This is a genomic window from Flavobacterium sp. CF108 (assembly GCF_900129795.1).
GTDB lineage: Bacteria > Bacteroidota > Bacteroidia > Flavobacteriales > Flavobacteriaceae > Flavobacterium.
On record NZ_FQWW01000002.1, the window covers coordinates 1 to 20896 of the forward strand.

The window sequence follows — 20896 nt, forward strand, 5'->3', positions numbered from 1 at the left end:
TGTTGATGCAGCCGAAGTACATCCGTTTGCTAATGCTGTCACCGTATAACTTCCTGCAGGAGCTGTAACTGTATCTCCTGACTGGGTAACCCCTGTTGAAGGGCTTACCGCATAAGTATTAGAAGCACTGTAGTTTGATATGGTAAAACTTCCTGTTGCAGTTAAGCACGTCGGCTGGGTTACAGCACTTAATGTCGGAACTGCCGGAGTTGCCGGCTGTGCGTTGATAACCGCAGCTGTTGATGCAGCCGAAGTACATCCGTTAGCTGCTGCTGTCACCGTATAACTTCCTGCAGGAGCTGTAACTGTATCTCCTGACTGGGTAACTCCTGCTGAAGGACTTACCGTATATGTATTAGAAGCACTGTAGTTTGATATGGTAAAACTTCCTTCAGCTGTCAAGCACGTCGGCTGGGTTACAGCGCTTAATGTCGGAACTGCCGGAGTTGGATTTACGGTTACTAATGTAGTTGCTGAGGCTGCACTTTGACAACCTGAAGCATTTGTTATTCTTACGCTATAAGTTCCCGAAGCAGATACAGTAATCGACTGAGTAGTAGCTCCTGTTGACCATAAATAACTATTTCCTCCTGTAGAAGTTAAAGTTATACTTCCGCCAGAACAAAATGTCGTTGGACCATCTGCTGTAATGCTTGGTGCTGCAGGTGTTGGATTTACTGTTACTGATACTAATGTTCTCGCACTTTCGCAACCGCTTATAGTCTGGCTTACATAATAATTACCTGATGCTAAGGTTTCAGTTCCTGTGTAAAGTGTTCCTCCGCTGCTGGCATTATACCATTTATAGCTAGATCCCGAAGGAATTAAATCACTTACTTTTTTATTCTCAGAAGTACAAAATGTCTGAGCAGAAGCCGTTGGTACCGTCGCATTATTTACCGTTACCGCTACTAAAGTTCTGGTACTTTCGCAGCTGTTTAAAGTCTGACTTACATAATAATTGCCTGATGACAATGTTTCTGTTCCTGTATAGAGTGTCCCGCCGCTGCTGGCACTATACCATTTATAATTAGATCCCGAAGGCGTTAAATCACTTACTTTTTTGGCATCATTTACGCAAAATGTTTGTGAAGATGCTATTGGAGCAGCTGTTGTGTTTACGGTAACTGCTACCTGTGTTCTGGTACTTTCTCCACATGCATTGAACTGACTTACATAATAATTACTTGAAGTTAAGGTTTCTGCTCCTGTGTAAAGTGTTCCCCCGCTGCTGGCACTATACCATTTATAGTTAGATCCCGAAGGTGTTAAATCACTTACTTTTTTGGCATCATTTACACAAAATGTTTGAGAAGATGCTGTTGGTGCACCAGGCACCGTATTAATAGTTACCACTACTAAGGTTCTGGCACTCTCACCACAACTGTTAGCTGTCTGGCTTACATAATAGTTCCCGCTAGCTAAAGCTTGGTTAGATGGAAGAGCTGTACCTCCTGTGTTGGCACTATACCATTTATAAATAGATCCTGAAGGTATTAAATCACTTACTTTTTTATTAGCAGCAGCACAAAACGCCTGAGGAGAAGTCGCAACAGGTGCTGAAGATGTAGAGTTTACAGTTACAGATACTGCTGTTCTGGTACTACTTTCACATCCATTCGATGAAGTTTGAGTTGCATAATAGGTTCCAGTTGCTAAAACCTGAGTTGAAGGCAAAGCTGTTCCTCCTGTATTGCCGCTATACCATTTCAAACCTGCTCCTGAAGCTACTAAATCTCCAATTGTTTTATTCTCGGATGAACAAAATGTCTGAGCAGAAGCTGTTGGTGCAGCAGGTCTAAATGTAATAGATACAGCTGGAGAACTATCGCTGACGCAACCAGAACTGTTTATTATTTTAACACTATAACTTCCTTCGCTGTTAATTGTAATATTTCTTGTAGTTTCTCCTGTTGACCATAAATAACTACCTCCACCACCTGAATTACTTGATCTCAAAATTGTATTTCCGGCAGTTGTACAGGTAGCCGAACCAGAATTTACGCTAATTGTAGGCGTAGTTGGCTGTGGGTTAATTGTTACTACAACTGGCTTTACCAATGTACATCCGTCTGCAGAAACTGCTTTAATATAATAAGTTCCTGATGATGCTACTGCAGCTGGAGATGTTAAAGCAGTTGTTGCTCCAGAATTTGTCCAGTATGACAATGTCAAATTTGCTGAACTTCCTGCAGTAACAGCCGGAACTGTTAAATCTGCTGTTGATGGAGAACAAACTGCAGCAGGGTTATTAATAACAAGATTAAATGCCTTTGGTGTTACCGCCGCACTTGCTGAATTGTTTGCTGTATTAGTATCTATTGATGCTGGCAATGAAGCTGTATTGGTATAATTACCTGTTGCATTTATTGTTGCAGTAATTTTTAACGTCATAGATGTTTGCGCTTCTACGTCACCAATACTCCAAATACCCGTTGCCGAATCATAAACCCCTACTGATGGTGTTGAACTTACATAAGTATAACCTGAAGGAAGCAAATCATTTACCGAAACTCCCGAAACATTATTACCTCCTAAATTACTTACTATAACAGTAAATTCTACAGTAGATCCCACACATGGTGCTGCATTATCAACTGTTTTTGTAATTCCTAAATCTGTACATAAAGTAACACTAACAGGTTTTGACTGCGTTTGAGCTCCACAAGTTAAAGTTGAAGCTACTGAATATGCCCCTGTTTTTGTAGCTGTATAAGTTGAAGAATTAGCCCCTGCTATTGCTGTCCCGTTATAATACCATTGATAAGGCGCAAAACCGGCTGGTGTTGTCAATTCTGCTTTATTATTAGTACATCCGCCGCCTGAAATATAGGTCAAAGTTGGGTCTTCTGGCTGAGCTGCAAAATTAGAGAAAAATCCTGCCATCGAAAATCCCCCTCCCTGCTGTACAATTGAAACCGTTAATTTGGCTGCACTTGAAATAGAAAGAACATTTGGACTTCCTATTTGAGTATCTTCAAAATTAATTAAATACCAGCCTGTTGTGCCTAATTGATGACGGGCAGTAATACCACTTATAGTCTCAATATTAGTTCCATTTACAGTTACTACATCTGAAGCACTTCTTAAAAGTATATATCCAAAATACGGTAACGTTCCTGTACCGTAATTTCTAAACTTTGCTGTCTCTATAAAATTAGATCCTCCACATTCTGACACTGGGGCTATTGTCGAAATATCAACCTCACAAGATTGTGCCGTACCTGAATATACTACAACTTTCTTATCTGCAGAAACACGTGATGCCGAAAAGCTCGTATTCGACACACCATTTTGAAAAGTATGAAAACTTCCAGCTGTTGCTAAAGTCACACTATTCGTAGCTGTTAATGCACCAGTTGTTGAGTAAGTATCTATTGTTAAAACTGTATTGTCTTTTGTTGCAACTACAGTTGTTTGTTCTGCGGTGTCATTTCCTTTTCCTCTTTCAATAAAATACTCCGTTCCTAAAACTGACTCAGGCGGAATCTGATTAAAAGCACCATCTCCACAGCCACCCGGCATATCTATTGCCGCTGAAGTATTCATTACAGAAGGGTTTGAGGACTCAACCAATGTTCCTATAGCAGCTTTAAACAAATAACTTTGTCCTGCATTTAACGTAGCTGCAATAGCATTGTTAATTTTTACTGTTGTATTATTAGCAGTTGCCATAATACTATAAATTGGACGTTGATCTCCTAAACTGCCAAAATTTCCTAATGTACCATCTCTATAATATCCTACTCTAAAACGTACCCCTACACCAGCATCACCAAAACTGGTCAATGCTGCATTTCCCTTCAGGTTTGCATCAACATTTTCACCGTTAGTGTAGTCATCAGAAGCAACATTTCGCATGTTTACAGATGTTGGTCCATCACTTGTCACGATCAATCCTGCCCCAGAAATTACCGTATTTAGGGCATTCATAGGAAGGTCTTTCGCAAGAAGATTAAATCTGTACACCGCCGGAGCTCCTTTTATAGCGGTTAAAGTTGTTTCTAAAGTACCATCACTCTTGGTCAGCGTAATATTTACAGTACTTGTAGAATTTGTTGCAATAACAATTTCATTTGCTTTACTAAAATACTGCCAAGGAGCCGGCGCGATATAATGTTTCGTGTAAAATTGAGCTGAAGCACTATAGCCAATTAATAAAAAAAATAAAATAAGAAAATTTGGTTTGGAGAACTTAAACCAGTTAAAAGTAAAGTTACGCATAGACAAACTCGGTATTAATTTGAGTAATAGATAGTATAGAACCCGAATACCAGAAATTGATTTTCAGATTATTTAGCAAATACGAAAAATTGAAAGGGTTGGTTTGTTGATTATTGAAAAGAATTTTTTCAACATCATAAAAATAATTGGGAAGCATTTGAACCATAATTATTTTAGGCTGAGGACACATAGTCGTCTTTGGATTAAATTAGTAGATTTGGTGCCGCGAAAATATATAAACACCTCAATACTAGCTACATTACTCGACAAACTACCCAGAAAAACGTTGAAATACACATTTAATCGACATAAATTAACTTTGACAAGTCAATAAACATGATGATTTAACAATTAAACAACAGAAATTTCTTAATATTTTAATAAAAAATTAATATTTTTTAATTTAAGCAACAAATACGCAACATTATCCTACAAAGACAAAAGAATTAAATCGATTACACGAAGAATAAAGCACTTATTATCAGGTAATTACATAAAATGCTATAAAAATGGAGAATTAAAAAAAATGTATTAAAATATTCCTATTTAGACTTTATTCGAGAAACTTAATATTTCGCTTAAGTCCATCAAATTTTGTTCTTTTAATAGGTGAATTTTTAAAAACTTTTTGGAAAGTTTCTTCAGTAATTTCTGCCCAATCTTTTTTAGAAAAAGAAATTAAATCCGGGTTTGGATTAAAAAGAGGTTCAGAATGCGGCTTTGAAAATCGATTCCATGGACAAACATCCTGACAGGTATCACAGCCAAACATCCAGTCATCAAATTTTCCCTGCATATCATTTGGGATATTTTCTTTTAGTTCGATTGTGTAATAAGAAATACACTTGCTCCCATCTACAATATAGGGCGCAAGAATTGCCTGTGTAGGACAAGCATCAATACATGCAGTACAAGAGCCACAATGATCTGTAACAGCATAGTCATATTCTAAATCAAGATCAAGGATAAGTTCTGCTATGAAGTAAAAAGAACCTACCTTTTGAGTTATTAAGTTGCTGTTTTTTCCAATCCATCCTAAACCGCTTTTTGCCGCCCACGCTTTATCTAAAACCGGAGCAGAATCAACAAAGGCACGACCGGAAACTTCACCTATATTCTCTTGAATGGAATGAAGAAGTTCTTTTAATTTTTCTTTTATAACGAAGTGATAATCCTGTCCATACGCATATTTAGAAATCTTAAAACTTTCATCATTTTGAGATTCCGATGGAAAATAATTTAATAATAAAGAAACCACACTTTTGCCATCATCAACCAATAAAGTTGGATCCAAGCGTTTATCAAAATGGTTTTCCATATAAGCCATTTGGCCATTATGATTGTTATTCAGCCATTTCTCTAGCCGAGGCGCTTCTTGTTCGAGAAAGCCTGCTTTAGATATCCCACAAGAAATAAACCCTAACCTTTTGGCCTCCTCTTTTATAAATTTTGAATATGTTTCTTTTGAATTGATACTCATCTTTTAGAAAATAAAACTTCGACGTTAACAGGTTTTAAAGTAATTAGCGGGTTAAATTGAACAACATCATTATTAGATTGAATGATATATTTTTTTACAATTTGAGATATTGTTAAGCACATTTCGTAAATGGCAAATCCAGTTCCAATGCACATTCTTGGTCCGGCACCAAATGGATAAAAATATTGCATTGATTTCTTTTTTTGTTCACCAAGAAATCTTTCCGGAATAAATTCATCCGGATTATTCCAATATTTAGGATTTCGATGCAATTCATAAAAAGAAATTCCAATTAATGTGCCTTTCTTAATTTTGAATTGAGCCAAAGAATCATCTTCAAGATTCTGTCTGTCGGTTATCCAGGCTGGCGGATATAAACGCATAGATTCGTTCAAAACGGCATTGGTATATGTCATTTTTTGAAGCTGTTCAATAATGTTCTCTGTTTGCGACTCAATCTCGATGATTTCATCAAATATTTTTTGCTGTACTTCTGGGTTTCTGCCTAAAAGATGAAGTGTAAATATCAAAGCATTTGCAGTTGTTTCATGTCCTGCAATAAACAAAACTTTAATCTCATCAACCAATTGTTCAATAGACATACTTTCCCCAGTATCTTCATATCTGGTTTCCAAAAGCATGTTCAATAAATCATTTATTTCTTCTTTTGAAGTTTTTCTCTCTTCAATGATTTCCTGAATAATTCTATTATTCTCTTCAGCCAGCATGAGATGTTTCTTTACCTGACCGTTTAATGAAAACCACCATGCTTTATGCGGAAGTCTAATTTCTTTAATTAAAAAATTCTGAACTTCTTCAATAATAAATTTGATTCGATGAAATTTATTTTCAGCAGTTGAAAGTTGAAATAAAGATTTAGCAACAACATTAAATGCCAGATTACTCATTACAGGAAAAAGATCAACGGCTTTATCCTCAATTAAATTATCTAATTCGGCACTAATGGTTTTGTTCATATTATCTACCAGCTGATTCATCTTTTGTTTATGAAAAGCCGGTTGAATAAGACGCCTTTGTTTCAGCCAAAAATCACCGTCACTGGTTAAAAGTCCTTTTCCTAAATATTTAGAAAGATATACAGATTGAAATTTAGACTTATGATAATTCTTCTGGTTTTTAACTAAAATATACTGTGCAATTTCATTATCTCTTGACAAGATTATATACTTCGAAGAACCAATTCTGATAGAAAAAGAATCACCGAATCTCTCAAAATATTTTTTATGAAAAGGAATCGGATTTCTACGAACATCCTCCGCATCCTTAAAAAATCTGATTATCGATAATTTATTAGGATAAGTATATTTTACATTATTAGACATAACGATTAGAATAAACCTCCTTGAAAATTTGTGTTTATCTTTCCTAAATGTTTATAAGCTTTCTCTGTAACTTCACGCCCGCGAGGTGTACGCATAATGAATCCTTCCTGAATTAAAAAAGGTTCGTAAACTTCTTCAATGGTTTCACTGCTTTCAGATACTGCGGTAGCTAAAGTCGAAAGTCCAACAGGACCTCCTTTGAATTTATTGATAATCGTTAGTAATATCTTGTTGTCCATTTCGTCAAGTCCATGAGCATCTACATTCAATGCTTTTAGTGCATATCTGGCAATTTCAAGATCAATAGTACCATTACCTTTTATCTGAGCAAAATCACGAACTCTACGTAATAATGCATTTGCAATACGAGGAGTTCCACGGCTTCTTCCTGCTATTTCAATAGCAGCTTCAAGATCAATTGGCATTTTTAATATACCGGCACTTCTCTCCACAATAGTGGTTAAAAGTTCTGTAGAATAATATTGCAAACGAGACGAAATCCCAAAACGAGCTCTCATAGGAGCTGTCAATAATCCGGAACGGGTAGTTGCACCAATTAAGGTAAACGGATTTAAATTGATTTGAACCGTTCTTGCGTTTGGCCCAGACTCAATCATGATATCAATTTTGAAATCTTCCATTGCCGAATACAAGTATTCTTCTACAATAGGACTCAAACGATGAATCTCATCTATAAATAAAACATCTCTTTCATCAAGATTAGTCAATAAGCCGGCTAAATCTCCCGGTTTATCCAGAACAGGTCCCGAAGTAATTTTGATTCCAACTTCCAGCTCATTTGCCAGAATATTAGCCAAAGTCGTTTTACCAAGCCCAGGAGGCCCATGAAACAAAGCATGATCAAGTGCCTCACCACGCTGATTTGCAGCTGCGACAAAAACTTTTAAGTTCTCTAAAACTTGGTCCTGACCTGCAAAATCATCAAATGACAGTGGACGCAATCTTTTTTCAAGATCTAATTCTTCTGGGTTATATCCTTTTGTAGTAGGATCTAGGTTCTCATTCATTCTACAAAGATATAGAAACTAATCAGTTTGTAAAACAGTAAATCTGAACGATTAAAACTTTAACTAAAGAAAAAAGACCGTCATTTCTGACGGTCTTTTGATATTTCTAGTGGTGTAAAACTTCTTCACCTTCTTTCATTGGTACATTTTGAGGAACAAAATCTACATCATGATTTGGGTTACTATAGTCATACGGCCAACGGTATACATGAGGAATTTCTCCTGGCCAGTTTCCGTGGATATGCTCAACTGGAGTTGTCCACTCTAAAGTTGTAGATTTCCATGGATTTTGAACCGCTTTCTTACCGTAGAAAATACTACTAAAGAAGTTGTATAAGAATACTAACTGGAATGCCCCACCAACAAGAGCAAATGTTGTAATTAAAACATTCACATTTTGTAAATCATCAAATAATGGGAAGTTAGTATTTGTATAGTAACGTCTTGGTAAACCAGCTAATCCGATAAAGTGCATTGGGAAGAAAACTCCGTAAGCACAAACTGCTGTAACCCAGAAGTGAATATAACCTAAGTTTTTGTTTAACATTCTTCCGTACATTTTAGGGAACCAGTGGTAAATACCAGCAAACATTCCATAAAGTGCAGAGATCCCCATTACCAAGTGAAAGTGAGCAATTACAAAGTAAGTATCGTGAACGTTAATATCTAAAGTACTATCTCCTAAAATGATTCCAGTTAAACCTCCAGTGATGAAAGTAGAAACCATTCCGATAGAGAATAACATTGCAGGATTAAACTGTAAGTTACCTTTCCATAAAGTTGTAATCCAGTTGAAAGCTTTTACAGCAGATGGAATTGCAATCAATAAAGTTGTAAAAGTAAATACAGATCCTAAGAAAGGATTCATACCAGAGATAAACATGTGATGACCCCATACAATAGTTGATAAGAATGCAATTGCAAGAACTGACATAATCATCGCTCTATATCCGAAGATTGGTTTACGAGAGTTCGTAGCCATAATTTCAGAAACAAGACCCATCGCTGGTAAAATTACGATGTAAACCTCAGGGTGACCTAAGAACCAGAATAAGTGTTCAAACAATACTGGAGAACCTCCTTGGTAGTGTAAAACCTCTCCTGCAATATAGATATCAGATAAGAAGAATGAAGTACCAAAACTTCTATCAAAAATCAATAATAAAGCAGCTGATAATAATACTGGGAATGAAATAACACCAATAATAGCTGTTACGAAAAATGTCCAGATTGTAAGCGGAAGTCTAGTCATAGACATTCCTTTAGTTCTCAAGTTAATAACAGTAACAATGTAGTTTAATGATCCCATTAATGAAGATGCAATAAAGATAGCCATTGAAACTAACCATAAAGTCATACCTGCTCCTGATCCTGGAATTGCTTGTGGTAAAGCACTTAATGGAGGATAAATTGTCCAACCTGCAGAAGCTGGTCCAGCTTCAACAAATAAAGAACATAACATTACTACAGCAGATATAAAAAACAACCAGTATGAAATCATATTCATAAATCCAGAAGCCATATCTCTCGCTCCAATTTGAAGTGGAATAAGTAAGTTACTAAAAGTTCCACTCAAACCAGCCGTCAGTACAAAGAATACCATGATGGTACCGTGAATTGTAACTAAAGCTAGATAAATATCATTTGCCATAACACCATCAGGTGCAAATTTATCTCCTAATAAAACATTGAATATTTTAAAAGACTCTTCTGGCCACGCTAATTGCATTCTGAAAAGCAAGGACATTGCAATACCAATTACTCCCATAACAATACCAGTAATCAAGTATTGTTTAGCAATCATTTTGTGATCAATACTAAAAATATATTTAGTAATGAACGTGTCTTTATGATGATGTTCGTGCTCGTGATCGTGTCCGTGATCGTGACCGTGCGCTTCTGCTGACATATATGTGTACTTTAAATTTTCTTAATAATATTATTTCATAGCTACTTTAGCTACCGCAGCCTTAACAGTATCGATAACTGCTTTTACAGTATCTTTTACTTTAGCAGCAGTATCTGCAGCAGTTCCTTCAACTCCTTCAGCTGGTTTTTCAGCAGCTGCTGCCGCTTTAATATCCTGAGCTAAAGTTGTTTTTTCACTTAACCATTTTTTATAATCCTCAGGAGTATCAACAACAACTTTCATTTGCATGTTATAGTGTGAAGCTCCACAGATTTTATTACATAATAATAAATAATCAAATGTATAAGGATCTAAAGCAGTTCCTCCTTTTGCAACTAATTCAATACTTTTTTCAGATCTAAGTTTATTGATATTTGCCACTTTTTCAATCATAAATGGCAACTCTCTGTACTCTGCAGTAGTATAAGTTGGAACAAAAGCAAATTCAGTAACCATTCCAGGTACACAGTTCATCTGCGCTCTAAAGTGAGGCATATAAGCTGAGTGTAAAACGTCTTGAGAACGCATTTTGAAATGTACTTTTTTACCTTTAGGAATATGCAGTTCAGTAACTACAATATCATCTTGAGAATTAGGATCTGACATATCAACTCCTAATGTGTTTATCCCTTCAATTAAACGTACGTTAGCTTTTCCTAAAACATTATCATTTCCTGCGTATCTAGCAGTCCATTTAAATTGTTGAGCGTATAATTCAATTTCAACTACATCTTCATCTTTATCAACAAACATAATGTTATTCCAAGCATACAATCCGTAAAGAATTAAACAAGCTAAAACTACAGATGGAATAATACTCCAAATTGCTTCTAATTTATTACTATCAGCAAAGAATAATGCTTTTCTATCTTTATGCCCTCTATTTTTAAAAGAGAACCAATATAATAAACCTTGTGTAATAAATTGAACTACAAAAATTAAAACCCAAGTAATATTCATCAAATTATCTACTAAAAGTCCATGCTCTGAAGCTGGCGTATGAAGCGCTAAACCACCCCATTTTAGTAAACCATAAATAGTAAATATATATATGAATGCCAAGAAGCCAAACATAACATATCCTTGAATGTTATTATCATTATCCGATGCAACTTGAGAATCGTCCGAAGAAGATCCTACTTGAGTAAGATCAAATATCTTGGTCAATTGCCAAAGCGCAACTGCTAATAAAACTAAAACTATAATTACCAACAAACTTGTCATCTGTTTACTTCTTTAAATATTAATAATGAAAATGTTTACTTTCTTCGATGAAAGGATTTCTTTTTGCAAGCAAAGGTGATTTAGTTAATGCGGTAAATACAACAAATATAAATAGACCTAAGAAGAAAAGAATAGACGCAATTTCAGGAACTCCAATAAACCATTTGTCTCCAACTGTACCAGGCATAATCATATTAAAGAAATCAACATAATGACCTAATAATATTACAACACCTGCCATAACAATAACCCAGCTAAGACGTTTAAAGTCAGTATTGATTAATATTAATAATGGGAAAACAAAGTTCATAACAACCGCACCAAAGAAAGGCAGGTTATATAATTGAATTCTTGTTACAAAATAAGTTACCTCCTCTGGAATGTTTGCATACCAGATCAACATGAATTGAGAAAACCATAAATAAGTCCAGAAAACACTAATACCAAACATGAATTTAGCTAAATCGTGAATATGGCTTGTATTTACGTATTCTAAATATCCTTTAGATTTTAAATATATTGTAACTAAAGCTATCGAAGTAATTCCGCTTACAAAGAAAGAAGCAAAAACATACCATCCAAACAAAGTACTGAACCAGTGAGGATCAAATGACATAATCCAATCCCAAGACATAATTGACTCAGAAACAATAAAGAAAACTAAGAATCCAGCAGATAACTTAAAGTTCTTTTTGTAGTATAGATCATCATTAGCTTCATCTTGAGCTAAACAGTTTTTTCTTGAATAGTGACGGTATAAATTCCATCCTAGTAAAAAGATACCAGCTCTAACGATCCAAAAAGGAAAGTTTAAGTAACCAGCTTTACCAGCAATAATTTCATCGTAGTTAGCGCTTTTTGGATCAGTAACTCCTTCTCCTAACCATACAAAAATATGATTGAAATGTAATCCGCATAAAACTAAGATTATAAAAAAGATGATAGAACCAGCAGGTAAATATGCTGTAATACCTTGCATTACTCTAAATAAAACCGGAGACCAACCTGCCTGAGCAACTTGTTGAATAGCATAAAAAGCTAAAACCCCCATAGAAAGCAGTAAAAAGAAAATACAAGCTACATATAATGCAGACCAAGGCTTGTTTTGCAATTGGTGCAATACGTGATTTAAATGTTCTGTGTGTTCATCAGCAGCACCAACTTTTGCATGCTCCCCACCTTTGTGTTCTTCGTGTGAAGCTTCAGCAGCCGCTTCATGATGTCCTGCTTCTTTATGAGAAACCTCTGCAGATTCTGCATGTGCAGCACCATGTTCTCCATGAGCCTCAGCAGCTAGTATTTTTTCAACTTCTTGAATATCTTTAGGCGCACTTAAAAAACCATACCCAATTCCTAATAGTCCAAGAACCATTAAGATGATAGAAAAAGTTTTTAATTTACTTGAAAATGTATACATATCTATTACGATCAGTTTGTTCAACAATTATAATTGGCTTTTTAGTTTTAGAACATAGTCAGCAACTAACCAACGTTCGTGGGCACTTAATTGATTTGCGTGTGAACCCATTGCATTTAAACCATAAGTTTCAACATGAAATATACTTCCTTCAGTAATATCTCTGTCTTTATAGCTAGGTACTCCAAGAAATTTTTCTCTTTCAACCAATTTACCTTTACCGTTACCAGCAGCACCATGGCAGCTAATACAATAAATTTCGAAAAGTTCTTTACCTTTTCCAGAATTTCTTTCTTCTTCAGTCAAAGGAGATTTTAAATTAGCTTTTGCCAATTCATAACCTGCAGTTGAATTTTCATATTCATAAGGTTCAAAACCTCTATTAATCGTTCCTTCAACAGGAAGCTGTCCTTCTTTGTCTCCTTTAAATATTTTTGCCTCTGTATATGGCTCATAAGCCACAGACTCATACATATTTGGGAAATACTGATAGTTTGGTGCCGAATTATTGTGGCAAGATGAAACTAAAATAGTTATACCAACTAAAAGTGTTATTTTATATATCCTTTTCATAGCTACAATTAATTCTTTTCAATTACTTTAACTTCAACAGCTCCTGTACCTTCGAAAAAAGAAACAAGTTCTGCTTCGTTATCGTTTACAGCAACTTCCATTAAGAAATGGTCATCTGTTGTTCTTACATCAGGATTTTCAGCTTGCTTAAATGGCCATAATCTACTTCTCATATAAAAAGTAATTACCATTAAGTGCGCAGCAAAAAATACAGTCATCTCAAACATAATTGGCACAAAAGAAGGCATATTCTGAATGAAACTAAAACTTGGTTTTCCACCAATATCCTGCGGCCAGTCATGAATCATAATATAACTCATCATAAATGTTGCAACAGAAATACCAACACATCCATATAGGAAAGCACAAATTGCTAATCTTGTTGGTGCTAAACCCATAGCCTTATCCAATCCGTGAACTGGGAATGGAGTAAAAACCTCTTCAATATGATGATGAGCAGCTCTTGTTTTCTTTACTGCATCCATCAAAATATCATCGTCATTATAAATGGCGTATATTACTTTATTACTCATGATGTGAATCTTTATTTGCTCTTTCTCTAATGTAATTATCTCCTGTTCCTTTCAAAATTGTTTTTACCTCTGCCTGAGCAATTACAGGGAATGTTCTAGAGTATAATAAAAACAATACAAAGAAGAAACCAATTGTTCCGATGAAAATTCCAATATCAACAAATGTTGGTGAGAACATTGTCCAAGAAGATGGAAGGTAATCTCTATGTAAAGAAGTAACAATAATTACGAATCTTTCAAACCACATTCCAATGTTTACAACGATCGAAATAATAAATGAAAACATGATACTTGTTCTTAATTTTTTGAACCACATAAATTGTGGAGAGAAAACGTTACAAGTCATCATTGACCAATATGCCCACCAGTAAGGTCCGGTAGCTCTGTTTAAGAATGCATATTGCTCATATTCTACACCTGAATACCAAGCTACGAATAACTCAGTGATGTAAGCCACACCAACGATAGAACCAGTAATCATGATAATGATGTTCATTAATTCGATATGCTGTAATGTGATGTATGCTTCAAGGTTAGAAACTTTTCTCATTACGATCAACAATGTGTTTACCATCGCAAATCCTGAGAATACCGCTCCAGCAACGAAGTATGGAGGGAAAATTGTTGTATGCCATCCTGGAATTACAGAAGTAGCAAAGTCCATAGATACAATCGTGTGTACAGAAAGTACAAGAGGTGTAGCTAAACCAGCTAATACTAAAGATACTTCTTCAAAACGCTGCCAGTCTTTAGCTCTTCCACTCCATCCGAAACTTAAGATAGAATAAACTCTTTTATTAAATGGAGTTATGGCTCTATCACGAAGCATTGCAAAGTCAGGTAATAAACCAGTCCACCAGAAAACTAATGATACTGAAAGATACGTTGAGATTGCGAATACGTCCCAAAGCAATGGTGAGTTAAAGTTTACCCATAAAGATCCAAATTGATTTGGAATAGGTAAAACCCAGTATGCTAACCATGGACGTCCCATGTGAATAATTGGAAATAAACCTGCTTGAACTACTGAGAAAATAGTCATTGCTTCTGCAGAACGGTTAATAGCCATTCTCCAACGTTGACGGAAAAGTAATAATACCGCAGAAATCAAAGTTCCAGCGTGACCAATACCAACCCACCAAACGAAGTTAGTAATATCCCAAGCCCAACCAACTGTTTTATTTAATCCCCATGTTCCAATTCCGGTAGATACGGTGTAAATTATACAGCCTAACCCCCAAAGGAAGGCTGTTAATGCGATTGAAAATACAATCCACCATTGTTTATTTGCAGGGCCTTCAACAGGCGCTGCCACATCTACGGTTACATCGTGATATGATTTATCACCTATAACTAAAGGTTTTCTAATGGGTGCTTCGTAATGAGACGACATAATCCTTTATATTGTTTCTTAATTAATAATTTTTCTAAGTGTTTCTAACTTTAACATGGTAAACCACATTAGGTTTTGTTCCTACATGCTCTAACAAGTGATATGATCTATCATCAGCAGCTAATTTAGCCACTTTACTTTCAGCATCATTAACATCACCAAATATCATTGCTCCAGAAGAACAAGCACTTGAACAAGCTGTTTGGAATTCTCCATCAACAATTGGACGCCCTTCTTTTTTCGCATTTAATATAGTAGCTTGTGTCATTTGAATACACATAGAACATTTTTCCATAACTCCACGAGAACGAACGTTTACGTCTGGGTTTAATACCATACGACCTAAATCATCATTCATGTGATAATCGAATTCACTGTTTTTGTTATACAAGAACCAGTTGAAACGACGAACTTTATATGGACAGTTATTAGCACAGTAACGAGTACCAACACATCTGTTATATGCCATGTGGTTTTGACCTTGACGACCGTGAGAAGTTGCAGCAACCGGACAAACTGTTTCACATGGTGCGTGATTACAGTGTTGACACATTACAGGCTGGAATGCCACTTGTGGGTTATCTCCAGGTTTTTCCATTTCATTAAATGTAGATAATGAACTAGATAAACCAGCAATTTTTTCTTTTCTTTCGTTATCACCTTCAAAAGTACTTTCAGAAGAATAATATCTGTCAATACGCAACCAGTGCATATCACGGCTTCTTCTTACCTCTGCTTTACCAACAACTGGTACGTTGTTTTCAGCATGACAAGCAATAACACATGCTCCACATCCTGTACAAGCATTTAAGTCAATCGAAAGATTAAAGTGATGACCAGTAGAACGATCAAATGATTCCCATAAATCAACAGTAGTAGCTTTAACTTCCTGGTGATCTAAAGATACCATTGGCTGTGGGTTCCAATGTTCAGCATTTTCCTTATTAAATACGTCTAGAGTAGTTTCTTTAATGATATCTCCTCTACCCATTAATGTTTTCTGACCTTGAACACAAGCAAACTCATGCTCTCCATTTGCCTTAGCAATAGAAACAGATTGAACACTATTGAAATTTTTATATAAAGCGTAAGCATTCAAACCTACTTGCATTTCTTCTTTTAGAGAAGCTTTACGACCGTAACCAACAGCTAAACCAACTGTTCCAACAGCTTGTCCTGGCTGAACAATTACCGGAACATTTTCTAATTTAGAACCATCAGCAGTAGTAATAGTAGCATAACTACCATTCAAACCTCCATTTGCAACAATTTCATTTGATAATCCTAATTTCTTAGCATCTGTATTTGAAACTGTAACATAATTATCCCAAGAAACTCTTGTAATTGGATCTGGAAACTCTTGTAACCAAGGGTTGTTTGCATGTTGTCCATCACCCATACCTGTTTTAGTATACAATACTAATTCAAAGTCTCCAGCAGATTTTGATTTTGAAAGTACACTTGCAGCACCAGCGAAATCAAATGAACCACCAGCTAAAGCAGTAGAACCAATTACAAAAACACCATCATGTAAAACTTTATTCCAAGAAGAACCTGCTATAATTGCAGCTGAATTAGCTTTCAAATAATCATAGAAAGTTCCAGGAGTTCCATTTAAAGATAATAAAACGTCTTGAAATTGTTTTGTATTGAAAATTGGACGAATAGTTGGTTGTGTTAAACTATAAGTTCCTTTTGTAATAACTACATCACCCCAAGATTCTAAGTAATGAGGAGCCGGAGCCGCAACTTTAACAATAGAAGCAGTTTCATCATCTCTTAAAGAAAAAGCAACTGATGTGTCTACTTTTTTCAATCCAGATACAAAAGAAGCTGAATCAGCTAAAGTGTAAACTGGGTTAACGCCGCTCATAATTAAAGTATGAACACTTCCAGCATTCATATCTTTTATCAATTGAGCAATAACAGCATTAGATCCTTTTCTAATTTGTCTTGTTCCTGCTGTATTAAAAGCTTCACTAGCCAATACCTGATTGATAGCTAAAACTAATAATTGTGCATTTTTATCTTCGATTCCTGATACTAAAATTCCTTTTGTACCAGATGCTTTTAATTGCTGTGCTGCTTTTACAACTTCTGCTTTAAATTTAGCATCTAAAGTAACCGGAACAGAAGCACCAACAACAATATTATAAATTTGAACTAAAGCTTGTTTTTGATCAGCTGTACTCATTGGTACACGCTTATCAGCAGCAGCTCCAGATAAAGTCATATTTGATTCAAACTGAAAATGACGAGACATTTTTCCGTTTTGAGGAATACGTCCTTTTGCATATCCAGCATCATATCCACCACCTTGCCAGTCTCCTAAGAAATCAGCACCAACAGATACAATTAATGAAGCTTTTGAAAAATCATAATCAACCAAAGCTCTTTCACCATATACAGTTTCGAACGCATCTAATGCATCAGAAGAAGAAACCGCATCATAAACAACATGTTTTGCATTTGGGTTTTTAGCAATAAACTCACCTATTAATTTCTCAGTAGATGGACTTGCTAATGTATTAGTCAACAATACAACCTGTCCGCCTTTAGCTTTTGCTTTAGCCAAAGCTGATTTAATTTCTAAATCAACAGTAGACCAGCTAGTATTTTTACCATCTTTCTTTGGCTCTTTCAAACGTCCGCTATCATACAACGATAAGATAGATGCATGAACTCTAGCATTAGCTGAAAACTTAGCTCCAGAAATAGTATTGTTTTCAATTTTAATTGGACGACCCTCACGAGTTTTCACCAAAAGGTTAGCAAAATCAAAACCATCAAAAACAGTAGTTGCATAGTAATCTGCAACACCAGGAATGATTTGCTCTGGTTGTAATACATAAGGGATAGACTTGTGCACAGGACCTTCACAAGCAGCAAGTGTAACTGCCGCAGTACTAAATCCTACGTACTTTAAAAAGTCACGACGTGAAGTTCCAGATGAAGCTAAAGCATCTGCATTTCCTAAGAATTCATCCGTAGGAATTTCTTCAACAAATTCGTTATTTCTAAGCGCCTCAACAATAGAACTATTTTCTAGTTCTTCAACACTTTTCCAGTATTTTTTGTTTGATGACATTGTATATAAATATTAAAATCTTAATAATTCGATTAATAGTGGCATTTACCGCATTCTAAACCTCCCATTTGCGCTGCAGTTAATTTCTCTACACCGTATTTTTTAGAAAGTTCAGCATGAATTTTATCATAATATGCATTTCCTTCCATCTTAACATCAGTTTTTCTATGGCAGTCAATACACCATCCCATTGTTAATTTAGAATATTGCTTCATGATTTCAAATTCCTGCACTGGACCGTGACAAGTTTGACATTCAACTCCTGCAACAGAAACGTGTTGTGAGTGATTGAAGTAAACAAAATCAGGAAGATTGTGAATACGAACCCATTTTACAGGCTGTGTTTTTCCAGTATAAGCCTGTTTAGTCTTATCCCATCCAACAGCATCGTATAATTTTTGAATCTGAGCATCGTAAAATGCTTTGCTGTACTCAGCAGTAGCAGTAGTTTCTGCAACTTCAGAAATATTTTTATGACAGTTCATACAAACATTTAAAGAAGGAATACCAGCCGTTTTACTTACACGTGCAGCAGAGTGACAATATTTACAATTGATCTCATTATCACCAGCGTGAATTTTGTGTGAATAGTGAATTGGCTGAATTGGCTCATAATTCTGATCAACACCAACCTGCATCAAGTATCCGTACACAAAGTAACCACTAGCTAAAAGCAAGAATATAGAAGTAACTAATACTAAAAATTGGTTTTTAGCAAATGCTTTCCAAATTGGAGTTCTAGCTTCTTTAGGCCCAACTACGATTCCATTATTACTTGCAACTTTAGTTAATACTTTGTTCACCATGAACAACATAACAACTAAAATAGCCATTACTAAAGCAAGAGCCCCTAAAATAATATTATTAGAAATCCCACTTCCTTCTGCTTGAGGGCCAGTTGGTAAAGCAGCTGTAGTTCCAGCAGGTTTTTCTGGTATAGGCTGAGAAGTATAAGCGATAATATTATCAATATCAGCTTCTGCCAATTGAGGGAACGAAGTCATTACTGACTTGTTATTTTCCTCAAAAAGTTTAACAGCAACAGGGTCTCCTGATTTAATCATATCAGAGCTGTTGTGTACCCATTTGTAAATCCATGCCATATCGTGCTTAGAGGCAACGCCTCTTAAAGCAGGACCAGTTGATTTAGCATCTAATTTGTGACATGCAGCGCAATTTGCATTAAAAAGTTCTTTCCCTTTTACTGGATCACCACCGCCAGATGCAGCAGCAGGAGCAGCAGCAGCTTCAGTCGCCGCAGGAGCTGCAGCCGGATCTTGAGCAAATGAAGTTAGGGAGAAAATTAACGTTAGCGATAAACTAAGTAATAATTTTCTTGAGATCGAATTATGGTTACCCACCTTTTTCATATAGTATAATAATTATCTACTAATTTTTGGTATGATTTTTTCTGTAATAAGTCAGACAAAAATGTATACCTTCTTTTAAAACTTGCACAAAAATACGACTTATGAACTATTCTCAAAACCTTAAAATAGTCTTAAATATCAATTTATATCAATTCTAAATAATATTAAAATTTTACATACAAACTTTAAATAGTATTTTTGCATAAAAACCATCACATTATGAGAATTTTAACCTCTTCAAAAAACGTTTTCTTAACATTCACAATGTTAACATTAGCATATAATATTCATGCTCAAAGCCAAAATTTAACACTAAATCAAGACCCAAAATTTGAGCAGTTATTGAACGACAAACGCAAATTTAACACATCAATAAGTACAAACGATTCTTATCGAATTCAAATTTTTAGCGGCAAAAGCGAAGATGCAAAAAAGACCTTGTCTGACTTCAAAAGAGAATACACAAATATTGACGGTACCATAATTTTCAACACTCCAAATTACAAGGTTATTGTTGGAAATTTTAAATCAAGAATAGAAGCTGAAAGAAATTTAATTGACATCAGAAAAAAATACAAAAGTGTCTTCCTAATGAAGCCGGGCAAATAATTTAAAACTAAATAAAAAGAAAAAGCGAGATAGTTATCTCGCTTTTTCTTTTTATAAATCTATGTACACTTTTAAGCTCTTGGCTTTTATAAATTCATCTGTAATATCAAGTTCAACTTTGTGAATTTTAATTTAGTTTACCACTTTTATTCCATCTGCCAAAAATCTAATTTCTTCTTTTGGTGCAGTAATAGCATCTATTTCAGCTTTTGTCTTTTTAGCATCTTTTGCATAATGCTTCAGCTCATCAACAGAGGTGACTTTTCGCTCTGCATTACCTTCTAAAACTACTTTTTTACCCTTTAACGCTGTTGGAACAAAAAATGCATAATCTTTCATTTTTACGAAAAAAGAAGCCCCGTTTTCTGTTTTAAGAGTTATCCAGCATCCTCTTTTTTTACAAACATTTGTCACTTCACCTTTTACAGTAATTCCTTCTGCTTTTTGCGTGTTTTTTAATTTATTTTCTAAGCTTTCAACAGAAACTGCTTGATCAATTGAAACATTAGAAACATCTGCTCCATAAAAATCTCCAATCAATGCATTACCCGCTGGCGGAGCAGGTTTTTCTACAGCTTCCTGACAAAAAGACAAAGTAGGAAAACATAAAAACAAAACGAATGAATATATTATTAGTTTCATATTGCAAAATATTAATATTGCTTCTCCCAAAAATAACACTAAAATTTGAGTTGGTTAAAATAT

At 35.2% G+C, this 20896-nt stretch carries 13 protein-coding genes and 1 pseudogene; 1 reads left to right on the forward strand and 13 read right to left on the reverse strand.

All coding sequences use genetic code 11. The features are described 5' to 3' along the window. From BUE10_RS05345 to BUE10_RS05405, 12 genes and pseudogenes are all read right to left on the reverse strand, one after another. Positions 1 to 4224: pseudogene (locus BUE10_RS05345) on the reverse strand (DUF11 domain-containing protein); the annotation flags it as partial. A 553-nt stretch (positions 4225 to 4777) separates the two neighbouring features. Continuing rightward, positions 4778 to 5704 carry a tRNA epoxyqueuosine(34) reductase QueG gene (queG, locus tag BUE10_RS05355; RefSeq protein WP_073483083.1) on the reverse strand — a complete coding sequence of 309 codons (927 nt, stop codon included), beginning with the start codon at positions 5702 to 5704 and terminating at the stop codon, positions 4778 to 4780. After that, entirely contained in the window at positions 5701 to 7047 is a 1347-nt protein-coding gene (locus BUE10_RS05360) for a cytochrome P450 (RefSeq protein ID WP_073483085.1), read from the reverse strand. Before BUE10_RS05360 ends, queG begins: the two co-directional genes overlap by 4 nt. A 5-nt stretch (positions 7048 to 7052) precedes the next feature. Beyond that, on the reverse strand, positions 7053 to 8075 hold the full coding sequence (ruvB, locus tag BUE10_RS05365) for a Holliday junction branch migration DNA helicase RuvB (protein ID WP_073483087.1): 1023 nt from the start codon (positions 8073 to 8075) through the stop codon (positions 7053 to 7055). Positions 8076 to 8181: 106 nt separating this feature from the next. After that, positions 8182 to 9984 (reverse strand): cytochrome c oxidase subunit I, encoded by a 1803-nt coding sequence (locus BUE10_RS05370; protein WP_056208200.1) that lies wholly within the window; start codon positions 9982 to 9984, stop codon positions 8182 to 8184. Positions 9985 to 10014: 30 nt separating this feature from the next. After that, positions 10015 to 11208, reverse strand: a complete 1194-nt coding sequence (locus tag BUE10_RS05375; protein WP_073483090.1) for a cytochrome c oxidase subunit II — start codon at positions 11206 to 11208, stop codon at positions 10015 to 10017. Between the two features lie 19 nt (positions 11209 to 11227). After that, positions 11228 to 12625 (reverse strand): cation-translocating P-type ATPase, encoded by a 1398-nt coding sequence (locus tag BUE10_RS05380; protein ID WP_073483092.1) that lies wholly within the window; start codon positions 12623 to 12625, stop codon positions 11228 to 11230. Positions 12626 to 12652: 27 nt separating this feature from the next. Then, positions 12653 to 13198 (reverse strand): c-type cytochrome, encoded by a 546-nt coding sequence (locus BUE10_RS05385; protein WP_073483094.1) that lies wholly within the window; start codon positions 13196 to 13198, stop codon positions 12653 to 12655. An 8-nt stretch (positions 13199 to 13206) separates the two neighbouring features. Then, positions 13207 to 13731, reverse strand: a complete 525-nt coding sequence (locus BUE10_RS05390) for a DUF3341 domain-containing protein (RefSeq protein WP_017498155.1) — start codon at positions 13729 to 13731, stop codon at positions 13207 to 13209. Beyond that, the gene (gene nrfD, locus BUE10_RS05395; protein ID WP_053474386.1) at positions 13724 to 15124 is read right to left on the reverse strand and encodes an NrfD/PsrC family molybdoenzyme membrane anchor subunit; all 1401 of its coding nucleotides are present in this window, start codon (positions 15122 to 15124) and stop codon (positions 13724 to 13726) included. Before nrfD ends, BUE10_RS05390 begins: the two co-directional genes overlap by 8 nt. A gap of 34 nt (positions 15125 to 15158) precedes the next feature. Then, positions 15159 to 18212 (reverse strand): TAT-variant-translocated molybdopterin oxidoreductase, encoded by a 3054-nt coding sequence (locus tag BUE10_RS05400; protein WP_073483096.1) that lies wholly within the window; start codon positions 18210 to 18212, stop codon positions 15159 to 15161. Positions 18213 to 18244: 32 nt separating this feature from the next. Then, positions 18245 to 19582, reverse strand: coding sequence for a c-type cytochrome (locus BUE10_RS05405; protein WP_053474388.1), 1338 nt, complete (start codon positions 19580 to 19582; stop codon positions 18245 to 18247). 219 nt (positions 19583 to 19801) lie between these two features. On the opposite strand from BUE10_RS05405, the gene BUE10_RS05410 reads away from it, so the two are divergent. After that, entirely contained in the window at positions 19802 to 20191 is a 390-nt protein-coding gene (locus BUE10_RS05410; RefSeq protein WP_073483098.1) for an SPOR domain-containing protein, read from the forward strand. A gap of 132 nt (positions 20192 to 20323) precedes the next feature. Here BUE10_RS05410 and BUE10_RS05415 read toward each other — a convergent pair whose 3' ends face one another. Further along, the gene (locus BUE10_RS05415; RefSeq protein WP_073483100.1) at positions 20324 to 20833 is read right to left on the reverse strand and encodes a DUF4920 domain-containing protein; all 510 of its coding nucleotides are present in this window, start codon (positions 20831 to 20833) and stop codon (positions 20324 to 20326) included. Between the last annotated feature and the right edge of the window lie 63 nt (positions 20834 to 20896).